General features: G+C 71.7%; 13 protein-coding genes. 11 read left to right on the top strand and 2 right to left on the bottom strand.

The window, feature by feature from the left end; translation table 11 throughout:
* Positions 1-164 precede the first annotated feature (164 nt).
* Complete coding sequence (locus AB0D48_RS05100; RefSeq protein WP_362390893.1) at positions 165-1325, top strand: ferrochelatase; 1161 nt, start codon at positions 165-167, stop codon at positions 1323-1325.
* Positions 1326-1372: 47 nt separating this feature from the next.
* Positions 1373-2173 (top strand): inositol monophosphatase family protein, encoded by an 801-nt coding sequence (locus tag AB0D48_RS05095; RefSeq protein WP_362391113.1) that lies wholly within the window; start codon positions 1373-1375, stop codon positions 2171-2173.
* Positions 2174-2366: 193 nt separating this feature from the next.
* Here AB0D48_RS05095 and AB0D48_RS05090 read toward each other — a convergent pair whose 3' ends face one another.
* The gene (locus tag AB0D48_RS05090) at positions 2367-2540 is read right to left on the bottom strand and encodes a hypothetical protein (protein ID WP_328928077.1); all 174 of its coding nucleotides are present in this window, start codon (positions 2538-2540) and stop codon (positions 2367-2369) included.
* Between the two features lie 246 nt (positions 2541-2786).
* Between AB0D48_RS05090 and AB0D48_RS05085 the strand changes: the two genes are divergently transcribed.
* From AB0D48_RS05085 to AB0D48_RS05070, 4 genes are all read left to right on the top strand, one after another.
* On the top strand, positions 2787-3440 hold the full coding sequence (locus AB0D48_RS05085; protein ID WP_030036265.1) for a response regulator transcription factor: 654 nt from the start codon (positions 2787-2789) through the stop codon (positions 3438-3440).
* A 5-nt stretch (positions 3441-3445) separates the two neighbouring features.
* On the top strand, positions 3446-4690 hold the full coding sequence (locus AB0D48_RS05080) for an ATP-binding protein (protein ID WP_362390890.1): 1245 nt from the start codon (positions 3446-3448) through the stop codon (positions 4688-4690).
* A 383-nt stretch (positions 4691-5073) separates the two neighbouring features.
* Complete coding sequence (locus AB0D48_RS05075) at positions 5074-5370, top strand: DUF4193 domain-containing protein (protein ID WP_030036261.1); 297 nt, start codon at positions 5074-5076, stop codon at positions 5368-5370.
* 12 nt (positions 5371-5382) lie between these two features.
* A complete protein-coding gene (locus AB0D48_RS05070) occupies positions 5383-6357 on the top strand; it encodes a hypothetical protein (protein ID WP_362390888.1) in 975 nt (324 codons plus the stop codon).
* A 54-nt stretch (positions 6358-6411) separates the two neighbouring features.
* Here AB0D48_RS05070 and AB0D48_RS05065 read toward each other — a convergent pair whose 3' ends face one another.
* Positions 6412-6876, bottom strand: coding sequence for a DUF3093 domain-containing protein (locus AB0D48_RS05065; RefSeq protein ID WP_362390886.1), 465 nt, complete (start codon positions 6874-6876; stop codon positions 6412-6414).
* Positions 6877-6934: 58 nt separating this feature from the next.
* Here AB0D48_RS05065 and AB0D48_RS05060 point away from each other — a divergent pair, with 58 nt between their 5' ends.
* The 5 genes from AB0D48_RS05060 to AB0D48_RS05040 all read left to right on the top strand — a co-directional run bounded on the left by AB0D48_RS05060 (position 6935) and on the right by AB0D48_RS05040 (position 12395).
* Positions 6935-7519, top strand: a complete 585-nt coding sequence (locus AB0D48_RS05060; protein WP_362390884.1) for a PaaI family thioesterase — start codon at positions 6935-6937, stop codon at positions 7517-7519.
* A complete protein-coding gene (dut, locus tag AB0D48_RS05055) occupies positions 7519-8055 on the top strand; it encodes a dUTP diphosphatase (protein ID WP_362390881.1) in 537 nt (178 codons plus the stop codon). The genes AB0D48_RS05060 and dut overlap by 1 nt, the downstream gene beginning before the upstream one ends.
* Before the next feature lies 1 nt (position 8056).
* The gene (locus tag AB0D48_RS05050) at positions 8057-8845 is read left to right on the top strand and encodes a DUF3710 domain-containing protein (RefSeq protein ID WP_362390879.1); all 789 of its coding nucleotides are present in this window, start codon (positions 8057-8059) and stop codon (positions 8843-8845) included.
* 272 nt (positions 8846-9117) lie between these two features.
* Positions 9118-11712 (top strand): sensor histidine kinase KdpD, encoded by a 2595-nt coding sequence (locus AB0D48_RS05045; RefSeq protein WP_362390877.1) that lies wholly within the window; start codon positions 9118-9120, stop codon positions 11710-11712.
* Complete coding sequence (locus AB0D48_RS05040) at positions 11709-12395, top strand: response regulator (protein ID WP_362390875.1); 687 nt, start codon at positions 11709-11711, stop codon at positions 12393-12395. The genes AB0D48_RS05045 and AB0D48_RS05040 overlap by 4 nt, the downstream gene beginning before the upstream one ends.
* The last annotated feature ends 14 nt before the right edge of the window (positions 12396-12409 follow it).

Raw genomic sequence — 12409 nt, 5'->3', positions numbered from 1 at the left:
CGTAAGGGACGACATCGGCTCGTACAGGTTACGACTGCCGACCAGGCACCCGCACGGGGAAAGGTTCCGGACAGGGGAACTTAGGGTCACCTTACCTGTGTCGATGGTCGGGCCCCGGCCGGGCCGGTTCCCGCGCGCGGAGGCCGGGTGGCAGGATTCGATCCATGTCAGACCAGCCCCTCCCGCCCGCCGGCGGACCCGCCGCCCCGTACGACGCCCTCCTGCTGCTCTCCTTCGGAGGCCCCGAGGGACCCGACGACGTCGTGCCGTTCCTGGAGAACGTCACGCGCGGGCGCGGCATCCCGCGCGAGCGGCTCAAGGAGGTCGGACAGCACTACTTCGGCTTCGGTGGGGTCAGCCCGATCAACGCGCAGAACCGCGCACTGCTGGACGCGCTGCGCAAGGACTTCGCCGAACACGGGCTGGACCTGCCGGTCTACTGGGGCAACCGGAACTGGGACCCGTACCTGACCGACGTGCTGCGCGCGATGGCCGCCGACGGGCGCCGCCGCATCGCCGTGCTCGCGACCAGCGCGTACGCCTCGTACTCGGGCTGCCGGCAGTACCGCGAAAACCTCGCCGACGCGCTGGCGACGCTCGCCGCGGAAGGCGTCCCGGAGCTGCCCCGCGTGGACAAGCTGCGCCACTACTTCAACCACCCCGGCTTCGTGCAGCCGATGATCGACGGGGTGCTCGCCTCGCTGGCGGCGCTGCCGCCGGAGGTACGCGCAGGGGCGCACCTGGTCTTCACCACGCACTCCATCCCGACCGCCGCCGCCGACACCTCGGGACCGGTCGAGGAACACACGGAGCACGGCGAGGGCGGGGCCTACGTCAAGCAGCACCTGGACGTCGCCAAGGTGATCGCGGACGCGGTGCGCGCGGAGACGGGCACCGAGCGGCCCTGGGAGCTCGTCTACCAGTCGCGCAGCGGGGCCCCGCACATCCCGTGGCTGGAGCCGGACATCTGCGACCACCTGGAGGCGCTCCACGAGGCGGCGGCCCCGGCGGCGGTGATGGTGCCGATCGGCTTCGTCTCGGACCACATGGAGGTCATGTACGACCTCGACACGGAGGCGACGGCCAAGGCGGCGGAGCTGGGGCTGCCGGTCGCCCGGTCGGCCACGGTCGGGGCCGATCCGCGGTTCGCCGCGGCCGTGCGCGAACTCGTGCTGGAGCGGGCCGCGGCCGAACGGGGCGAGCCCGTCGAGCGGTGCGCGCTGGGGCTGCTGGGCGCGAGCCATGACCTGTGCGCCGTGGGCTGCTGCCCGGCGCGGGCACCCCGGCCGGCCGCCGCGGGGGCTGACAGCCCGTACACCCGCTGAGGCCGTACACCCCCTGAAGCCGTATCCCCGCTGAGGAGTGGACCGTGATTTCCGAAGAGCTGAAGGCCGAACTGCTGGACGTGGGCCTGGAGGCCGCCCGGCAGGCCGGGGCGCTGCTGCGCGACGGCAGGCCGGCCGATCTGGCGGTGGCCGCGACGAAGAGCAGCCCGATCGACGTCGTGACCGAGATGGACATCGCGGCGGAGAAGCTGATCACTGGCGTCCTCGCCGAGCGGCGGCCCGCGGACGGGCTGCTGGGCGAGGAGGGCGCGGACACTCCGGGGACGAGCGGCGTGCGGTGGGTCGTCGACCCGCTGGACGGGACCGTGAACTATCTGTACGGGCTGCCGAGCTGGGGCGTGTCCATCGCGGCCGAGTACCGGGGCGAGACCGTGGTGGGCGTCGTGACGGCGCCGATGCGCGGGGAGACCTACCACGCGGTGCTCGGCGGCGGGGCGTGGCTCGGTACGGCGCGGCTCGCCTGCCGGGGGGCTGCGCCGCTGGACCAGGCGCTGCTCGGGACGGGCTTCGCATACATCCAGACCCGGCGGGCCCACCAGGCCGAGGTCGTGGCGCGGATCATCCCCCTGGTACGGGACATCCGGCGGGGCGGATCGGCGGCGCTCGACCTGTGCGATGTGGCTGCCGGGCGGTTGGACGGGTACTACGAGCGCGGGCTGAACCCGTGGGACCTGGCGGCCGGTGAGCTGATCGCCCGGGAGGCGGGGGCCGTGACCGGGGGGCGGCCCGGTGAGCGGGCCTCGGGGGAGCTGGCCCTTGCCGCCACTCCGGCCGTGTTCGCCTCGCTGCAGCCGCTGCTGGACGAGGCCGGGGCCTGGCACGACTGACCCTGCGGGCCGCCCTCCCGGGGCTCCGCCGAGGACCCCGCGCCTCACGCGTCGGCGGGGCCGGAAGACCGGGGCTGCGCCCGGCCCCGCTGCTCCCCCGCCGGCGGGGCTGGTAGGTGCGGCGGCGCTGTCGTGGCACGGCATGACGGAACCCCGGCTGCCAGGGGTGGCGACCGGGGTTCGGGATCAGGGGTCAGGCGGCGCTGACGGACACGGGGACCCCGTGTTCGGCGGCGAGGCGCTGGAGGTCTTCCAGCTCCGCCTGTTCCACTTCCGCGAGGAAGTCGTCGCCCGACTCGCGGGCCATCCTGAGGTCCGACTGCGTGGCCCTGATGCGCTGCAGGAGACCCGCGGTGAATGCGTCCATGGTGGGTTCGCCCCCTCTTCGTGGGTCGGCGGCGGCACGTGGCAGTCCGCCGTCAGGGAGTGGATGGGGTGTGGTGACGTCCTCCCCGGCACCCTGGGCCCAGAAACCTCGTGAGGCGAGGGAATCCTCACTTCCGTCCCGTCCGCCCCCCGTGAGCGGCGCCTTACAGCCGGTTTACGGCCGAAACGGGCAGGATGGACGCCGCAACACACGTGTGCCCTGCCGGGCCCTGAGGAAGGAAACGACGTGCGCGTACTCGTCGTCGAGGACGAGCAGCTGCTCGCCGATGCGGTGGCCACCGGGCTGCGCCGGGAGGCCATGGCCGTGGACGTCGTGTACGACGGCGCCGCCGCCCTGGAGCGCGTCGGAGTCAACGACTACGACGTGGTCGTGCTCGACCGGGACCTCCCGCTCGTGCACGGCGACGACGTCTGCCGGAAGATCGTCGAGCTCGGCATGCCCACCCGCGTGCTCATGCTGACCGCCTCCGGGGACGTCAGCGACCGCGTGGAGGGGCTGGAACTAGGGGCGGACGACTACCTGCCCAAACCCTTCGCCTTCACCGAGCTGACCGCCCGCGTACGAGCGCTCGGGCGGCGCACCACGGTCGCGCTGCCGCCCGTGCTGGAGCGGGCCGGCATCAAGCTGGACCCGAACCGGCGTGAGGTGTTCCGCGAGGGCAGGGAGGTGCAGCTGGCGCCCAAGGAGTTCGCGGTGCTGGAGGTCCTCATGCGCAGCGAGGGGACCGTGGTGTCCGCCGAGCAGCTCCTGGAGAAGGCCTGGGACGAGAACACCGACCCCTTCACCAACGTGGTGCGGGTGACCGTCATGACCTTGCGCCGCAAGCTGGGCGAGCCGCCCGTCATCGTGACCGTGCCCGGTTCCGGATATCGGATCTGACGCCGGTGGCAGCGACTCCGGCGCCGCCCGCGGCGCCTCCGAAACCGACCTGGGACCCCGGGCAGCCCGAGGGTCCCTTTCCTTGGCTGCGGCCGACGATCCGGATACGCCTCACGCTGCTGTACGGCGGGATGTTCCTCATCGCCGGCATTCTGCTGCTGTCGATCATCTACTTGCTGGCCGCGCAGGCACTGCGCGAAGGCAACGGACTGCCGTTCAAGATCGTCGGCGGGGCGGACATCCAGGTCACCAGTTCCTGCCCCGGCGTGGGTGGTACGGGCCAGACGCACGATCAGTTCAATGCCGCGATCAACGCGTGCATCCTCGAACAGCGCAGGCACGCGCTGGACGACCTGCTGAGCAGGTCCTTGATGGCCCTCCTGGGCCTGAGCATCATCGCCTTCGCCTTCGGTTACGCGATGGCCGGGCGGGTGCTGTCGCCGCTGGGCAAGATCACCCGGACCGCCCGCCGGGTGGTCGGCTCCGACCTGACCCGGCGGATCGAGCTGGACGGGCCGGACGACGAGCTCAAGGAGCTCGCCGACACCTTCGACGAGATGCTCGACCGGCTGGAGCGGGCCTTCACGGCCCAGCAGAGGTTCGTCGCGAACGCCTCGCACGAGCTGCGGACCCCCCTCGCGATCAACCGGACCCTGCTGGAGGTGCACCTCTCCGATCCCGGCGCTCCGGTCGAGCTCCAGCAGCTCGGGAAGACCCTGCTCGCCACCAACGAGCGCAGCGAGCAGCTGGTCGAGGGCCTGCTGCTGCTGGCGCGCAGTGAGAACCAGATCGTCGAGCGCAAGCCCGTGGACCTGGCGGAGGTCGCCTCGCGCGCCCTCGACCAGGCGCGCGGGGAGGCCGAGGCGAAGGGCGTGGAGATCCGCGGCGAGCGCGCGCCGGCCGTCGTCCAGGGCAACGGCGTGCTGCTGGAGCGGATCGCCCTGAACCTGGTGCAGAACGCCCTCCGGTACAACGTGCCGGAGGGCGGCTGGGTGGAGGTCACCACCGAGGTCCAGCACGGCGAGGCGGTCCTCGTGGTGTCGAACACGGGTCCGGTGGTTCCCGCGTACGAGGTGGACAACCTGTTCGAGCCGTTCAGGCGGCTCCGTACGGAGCGAACGGGCAGCGACAAGGGTGTCGGGCTCGGCCTCTCCATCGCGCGCTCCGTGGCGCGCGCACACGGCGGAAGGATCCAGGCGATCCCCAGGGAAGGCGGTGGCCTCGTGATGCGTGTCACTCTTCCCTTGTGAGTTCGTCACCCTGACGTTCGCTTTTGGCTGAATACTTGCCCTGTGAAAGCAACTGGGTCTGTGTGATCGATCACATGGCCCAGTGTCTGGCCATGTGCGTTCTGTGACCCCGTAGCGGCCGGAACGCCCGGGAAGTCCGGGTTTCCGGCTCCCCTAATGGCGGGAAATACACGGGGTGGCGTTTGTGCAAGACGGCCCCCGGACCGTGTACGGTCCCGGTCGTCATCCCAGCCAATCGTCCTCAAGGCGTTCGGCTGGGTGTCGATTGAGTAACAGACCTTGATGTGAGGCAAAATCTCCGCCTCAGGTCGGGCACAAGTCCGGCCTCTCGTGCGTTACGTGCGCTGAGACACCGCTAACACCCAGAGGGGGAGAGCGAACAAATGGCAACGGACTACGACACCCCACGCAAGACAGACGACGACGTCGACAACGACAGCATTGAAGAGCTGAAGGCCCGACGTAACGAGAAGTCGTCCTCGTCCGTCGACATGGACGAGTTCGACTCGGCCGAGAGCCTGGAGCTTCCCGGTGCGGACCTCTCCAACGAGGAGCTGGCCGTCCGGGTCCTGCCCAAGCAGGCCGACGAGTTCACCTGCATGAGCTGCTTCCTGGTGCACCACCGCAGCCAGCTGGCACGTGAGAAGAACGGCCAGCCGATCTGTCGCGACTGCGACTGAGAGGCGTCGGCCGTGGCTGGCTCGACACCTTTCCGGAAGCGCCGCTTCCGGAAAGCTGGCGACCCGGCGGAGACGCAGGCGGGAACCACGGACCCGGAGACGGGTCCTGGAGCCCCCGGCGGCTCCGCCACAGGGACCGCCATCGTGCCCTCCGACATCGCCCCAGCGGTGCCGTCGGCCACACAGACCGACGAGGAGGCCCGGCACCGGTCCGGGACTCGTCGGCTGCAAGCCGTCAAGAGCGGTGTACGCCACGGTGTACGCAAGGGCGGCGAAGGTGTCAGGAGCGCCGCCCTGTACATCACCGACCGGATCATCGAGAACGCACCGCGCGTTCCGGTTCGCGACCTCGCGACCCTGCGCGCGCAGTTCCCCGGCCTCGGCCCCGATCAGCTTGCCGACAAGCTGATCCTCGGCGCCGCCAACGCCACGTCCACCGTCGGCGCGGGTGTCGGAGCGGCCGCCATGCTGCCCGTACCGCCCGCCATGGTGGCGGAGCTGGCCGCGGAGGTCACCGCCGTCGCGGCGATCGAGCTGAAGCTCATCGCGGAACTCCATGAGGTCTACGGCCGGCGCGCGCCCGGCACCCTCAGCGAGCGCAGCTTCGCCTACCTGACCTCGTGGACCGAGGAGCGCGGCGTCGACCTGACGAAGCCCACGACGCTGAACGCGGCGCTCGGCGGCCAGATGAAGCGCGAACTGCGCCAGCAGATCATGAAGCGGACGTTCCGCAACCTCCCCAACCTGATGCCCTTCATGGTCGGCGCGGCCGTCGGAGCGGTGATGAACCGCCGCGACACACGGAAAGTCGCCGAGAAGGTCCGTAACGACCTGCGGAGCAGGGCGGTGGCATGGGATGCCCTTTCGGCGTTGCCGCCGCTGGAACAGCCCGTCCAGCCCCTTCCCGAGGCCACCAGGGCCGCCCTCGAGGGTCCCGGCTCACGCGATGGAAGCCCTGAGGGCCCGGACCCCCGCGGTAAACGCTGAGGCTCAGCTCGTCTGCGTACAGGCGGCCCGGACCCCCGCGGTAAACGCTGAGGCTCAGCTCGTCTGCGTACGGGCGGCGCGGATCGCCGCGACCAGAGCCTGCGGCTCGCGCGTCGAGACGTAGACGTAAGGGGTCGGGTCTGCCGGGTCGGTGACCTCGACGCGGACCGCGGTCGGTACGTAGCTCCGCATCAGCATGAAGGCGCGCGTGTCGGCCTTGTGCGTGCGCCAGGCGCGCGACTCCTCGGCGTCCAGGATCTCCGGCTCCCCCAGGGCCGTCACAGGGATCCGGGCGTCCCCCGCCGCCAGCGCGCCGTTCACCACGCGCACGCGCGCGGAGCCGTACGAACTCACCAGCAGCCCCGCCAGCGCGGTGCCCCCGACCAGACCCGCCAGCAGCGGCAGCGTGCCCAGCGGCAGCAGCATCAGCGCGCACGAAAGCCCGATCAGTACGGCGATGGCCCACCACGAGCGGGGGGCGGTCAGACGTTCGTCGTGGTGCGCGGGGGAGAGCTGCATGTGGTCAAGCCTGCCACGGGGCGACCGGTGGGTAGCCGCGCGGGTAAGGTCTGCGGCTGTGAGTGGACGAAACACAGCGTTGACGCCCCCGGCCGACGCGGCCGCGCCGGTGCGGCACCCCGATGCCCCGGCACCCGGCGAGCTCCTCGGTGCGCACTACGAGCACTGCTTCGGCTGCGGCGAGGGCCAGCCGCACGGACTCCACCTGGAGGCCCGTGCGGGCGAGGGCGTGCGCGTCACCGCCGAGTTCACCGTCAAGCCCGCGCACCAGGGAGCCCCCGGCCTCGCGCACGGCGGACTGCTGGCCACCGCGCTCGACGAGACGCTCGGCTCGCTGAACTGGCTGCTGCGCGTCATCGCCGTGACGGGGCGGCTGGAGACCGACTTCGTACGGCCCGTGCCGGTGGACACCGTGCTGTACCTGGAGGCCGAGGTCACCGCGGTCGCCGGGCGGAAGATCTACTCCACGGCGGTCGGCCGGATAGGCGGCCCGGAGGGCCCGGTCGCCGTGCGCGCCGACGCCCTCTTCATCGAGGTGAAGGTCGACCACTTCATCGACAACGGACGGCCCGAGGAGATCCGGGCGGCGATGGCCGACCCGGACCAGGTCAGGCGCGCACGCGCTTTCGAGGTGAACCCCTGATGTCCCAGAGCAACCACGCACCTGTCGACGTGCTGATCCGCCGCGTCGACCCCGAGGTGCCCCTCCCCGCCTACGGTCACCCCGGCGACGCCGGCTGCGACCTGGTGACCACCCAGGCCGCCGAGCTGGCACCCGGCGAGCGGGCCGTGCTGCCCACCGGGGTGTCCATCGCCCTGCCCGACGGGTACGCCGCGTTCGTGCACCCGCGGTCCGGCCTGGCCGCCCGCTGCGGGCTCGCGCTCGTGAATGCCCCGGGGACGGTGGATGCCGGGTACCGTGGGGAGATCAAGGTGATCGTGGTCAATCTCGACCCTCGCGAGAGCGTCCGGTTCGAGCGTTTCGACCGCATTGCCCAGCTGGTTGTCCAGCGGGTCGAGAAGGTGCGCTTCCACGAGGTGGCGGAACTTCCCGGCTCGGCCCGGGCCGAGGGGGGTTTCGGCTCCACCGGCGGTCATGCGGCCGTGGCCGGATCCGGCGCTGGTCAGCAGGGTGGGAATGGCTACGCTTCGGTCGTAACCGACCGGGAAGGACAGTGACGTGTTCGGACGTCGCAAGAAGAACGACTCCGCCAAGGACGGCGGCGCGGCCGAGCAGGTCGATGGCCGCGTGTCCGGTCTGGACTCCGGCGAGGACGACGGTGCCGAGGAACTCGACGCCCAGCCGCGCCGGGTGAACCTGCCTCCGGCCCCGCGGCCCGACGGCCCCTGGGACATCTCCGAGGTGCTCGGCAACCCGGCCGACGGCCGGGTCGACCTCGGCGGCATCCTCGTACCCGGTGTCGAGGGCATGGAGCTGCGGGTCGAGGTCGCCGGTGACGCGATCGTCGCCGCGACCGTCGTCCTGGGCGACAGTGCCGTACAGCTGCAGGCCTTCGCCGCGCCCCGCAAGGAAGGCATCTGGGGCGAGGTCCGCGAGGAGATCGCCTCGGGCATCACCCAGCAGGGCGGCATCATCGACGAGGTCGAGGGGCCGCTGGGCTGGGAGCTGCGCGCGCAGGTGCCCGTACCGCTCCCGGACGGGCAGACCGGCGCACAGCTGGTCCGCTTCGTCGGCGTCGACGGTCCGCGCTGGTTCCTGCGCGGTGTCATCTCCGGCCAGGGCGCCGTGCGCCCCGAGTCGGCGGGTGTCCTCGAGCAGATCCTCCGCGACACCGTCGTGGTCCGCGGCGACGGCCCGATGGCCCCGCGCGACCCGATCGTCCTGAAGCTGCCGAACGACGCCCAGATGGTGCCGGACGGCGTGCAGACGGAGGAGCAGGAAGGCTCCCGCTTCGGCGGCGGCATGGGCCAGCTGGAGCGCGGCCCGGAGATCACCGAGGTCCGCTGACCCCGGTGTCACCCCCGCGCGCGGGGGCAGACGTGCGTTTTCGGCCGGTGGGCCCCACTCCTTCGGGGTGGGGCCCACCGGCCTTTCCTTGGGCGGACGGCCTTCCTTCGGGGTGGGGCTCACCGGCCTTCCTTCGGGCCCCGGCCTTTTCGCGCCCGTGACGGTCCGCGAGCCGGTGCACGCGCCGGCAGAGGCGTCAGGGATCCGTCAGGAATGGGCGCCGGGGCCCTCATCCGCACGTGGAGCGGCCGGACGTCCCCGAGAATGGGCGCATGGGACGCGGCAGGCTCAGGATCTATCTCGGCGCGGCGCCCGGTGTGGGCAAGACCTACGCGATGCTCTCCGAGGGCCACCGCCGGTCGGAGCGGGGCACCGACTGCGTCGTCGGCTTCGTCGAGCACCACGGGCGGCCGCGTACCGAGGTCATGCTGTACGGCCTGGAACAGGTGGGGCGCGAGGAGCTGACGTACCGCGGCGCCGTCTTCACCGAGATGGACGTGGACGCGCTCCTCGCCCGCAGACCCGCGATCGCCCTCGTGGACGAGCTCGCGCACACCAATGTGCCCGGCTCGCGCAACGCCAAGCGCTGGCAGGACGTCGAGGAGCTGCTGCGGGCCGGCATCGACGTGGTGTCGACCGTCAACATCCAGCACCTGGAGTCGCTCGGGGACGTGGTCGAGTCGATCACCGGAGTGCGGCAGCGGGAGACCGTACCGGACGAGGTGGTCCGGCGGGCCGACCAGATCGAGCTCGTCGACATGTCCCCGCAGGCGCTGCGCCGGCGGATGGCACACGGGAACATATACAAGTCCGACAAGGTCGACGCGGCCCTGGCCAACTACTTCCGCCCCGGCAACCTGACCGCGCTGCGCGAGCTCGCGCTGCTGTGGGTGGCCGACCGGGCAGACGAGTACCTCCAGCAGTACCGGGGCGAACACGGCATCCGCTCCACATGGCAGGCACGGGAGCGGATCGTCGTCGGGCTCACCGGCGGCCCGGAAGGGCGCACGCTCATCCGGCGCGCCGCCCGGATGGCCGCCAAGGGCTCGGGCAGCGAGATCCTGGCCGTCTACATCGCCCGCAGCGACGGCCTGACGGCCGCCTCGCCGAAGGAACTCGCGGTCCAGCGGACCCTGGTCGAGGACCTAGGCGGAACGTTTCACCACGTGATCGGCGACAACATCCCCGACGCGCTGCTCGCCTTCGCGCGCGGGGTCAACGCCACCCAGATCGTGCTCGGCTCCAGCCGCCGCCGCTCCTGGCAGTACGTCTTCGGCCCCGGCGTCGGCGCCACCGTGGCCCGCGACTCGGGACCCGACCTCGACGTCCACATCGTCACCCACGACGAGGTGGCCAAGGGGCGCGGTCTGCCCGTGGTCCGCTCGGCGACCCGGCTCGGGCGACCCCGGACCGTCGCCGGCTGGGTGGTGGGCGTGGTTTTCCCGGTGCTCCTGTGCCTGCTGCTCACGCACGTCGACGCGGACCTCGGGCTCGCCAACGACATGCTGATCTTCCTGGGGCTGACGGTGGCCTCCGCGCTGCTGGGCGGGCTCTGGCCGGCCCTCGCCTCGGCCGCCCTGGGCTCACTGCTGCTGAACTACTTCTTCGTACCGCCCCTGCACCTGTGGACCATCGCCGGCCCGAAGAACATCGTCGCCGTGGCCGTCTTCTTCGGGGTGGCCGTCTCGGTGGCCTCGGTGGTCGGAGTGGCCGCCCGGCGCACGCACCAGGCTGCGCGGCTGCGCGCCGAGTCCGAGATCCTGTCCTTCCTCGCCGGGAGCGTGCTCCGCGGAGAGACCACGCTGAACGCGTTGCTGGAGCGGGTGCGCGAGACCTTCGCCATGGAGTCCGTGGCCCTGCTGGAGCGGGCTGGCGACACCGAGCCCTGGAAGCGGGCGGGCAGCGTCGGCCCGAACCCCGCCGCCCGGCCCGAGGACGCAGATGTGGACATGCCCATCGGGGACCACATGGCGCTGGCGCTGTCCGGGCGGGTGCTGCCCGCCGAGGACCGCCGGGTGCTCGGCGCCTTCGCCGCACAGGCCGCGGTGGTACTGGACCGGCAGCGGCTGGTCGGGGAGGCCGAGGAGGCCCGCCGGCTGGCCGAGGGCAACCGGATCCGGACCGCGCTGCTCGCCGCCGTCAGCCATGACCTGCGTACGCCGCTGGCCTCGATCAAGGCGTCCGTCAGCTCCTTGCGCTCCGACGACGTGGAATGGTCCGAGGAGGACCGGGCCGAGCTCCTCGAAGGGATCGAGGGCGGCGCCGACCGCCTCGACCACCTGGTGGGCAACCTGCTCGACATGTCCCGGCTGCAGACCGGCACCGTCACCCCGCTGATCCGGGAGATCGACCTCGACGAGGTGGCCCCGATGGCGCTGGGCGGCGTACCGGAGGACAGCGTGGTGCTGGACGTGCCGGAGACGCTGCCGATGGTGGCGGTGGACCCGGGGCTGCTGGAACGGGCCGTGGCCAACGTGGTGGAGAACGCCGTGAAGTACAGCCCGGAGGGGGAGCGGGTGCTGGTGGCGGCCAGCTTCCTCGGCGACCGGGTCGAGGTGCGGGTCGTCGACCGGGGGCCCGGCGTGCCCGAGGAGGCCAAGGACCGGATCTTCGCGCCCTTCCAGCGGTACGGGGACGCCCCGCGCGGGTCCGGGGTCGGACTCGGTCTCGCCGTCGCCCGGGGCTTCGCCGAGGCCATGGACGGCACGCTGACGGCCGAGGACACTCCCGGCGGCGGGCTGACCATGGTGCTCACCCTGCGCGCGGCCGCCCGGGACGGGACACCGGCCTCCGCGGACGCCCCGGCAGACATGGTGGAACGTGATCACGAACGTGATCGGACGCGACAGAAGGCAGGACCTCGATGACCCGGGTGCTCGTGGTGGAAGACGAGCCGCAGATCGTCCGAGCCCTCGTGATCAATCTGAAGGCACGCAAGTACGAGGTAGACGCGGCCACCGACGGTGCGGGCGCCCTGGAACTCGCGGCGGCCCGCCACCCCGACGTGGTCGTCCTCGACCTCGGACTGCCGGACATGGACGGCGTCGAGGTGATCAAGGGGCTGCGCGGCTGGACCCGGGTGCCGATCCTCGTGCTGTCCGCCCGGCACAGCTCCGACGAGAAGGTCGAGGCGCTGGACGCGGGCGCCGACGACTACGTCACCAAGCCGTTCGGCATGGACGAGCTGATGGCCCGGTTGCGCGCCGCCGTCCGCCGGGCCGAGCCGGCCGCCGGCACCGGCGAGGACGAGGTGGTGGTCCAGACCGAGGCCTTCACCGTGGACCTGGCCGCCAAGAAGGCCGTACGCGAGGGGCGCGACGTACGGCTCACGCCCACCGAGTGGCACCTGCTGGAGGTGCTGGTCCGCAACGGCGGCAAGCTCGTCAGCCAGAAGCAGCTGCTCCAGGAGGTCTGGGGGCCCTCGTACGGCACGGAGACGAACTACCTGCGCGTCTACATGGCGCAGCTGCGCCGCAAACTCGAGGCGGACCCCTCGCATCCGCGGCACTTCATCACCGAACCGGGCATGGGATACCGCTTCGAGAGGTAGTGGGGGCGCCGGTA

The sequence above is a fragment of the Streptomyces sp. NPDC048269 genome (genome assembly GCF_040652395.1).
Taxonomy (GTDB): Bacteria; Actinomycetota; Actinomycetes; order Streptomycetales; family Streptomycetaceae; genus Streptomyces.
Note: the sequence above shows the minus strand (reverse complement) of the source record. Positions and strands in the feature narration are given on the sequence as shown.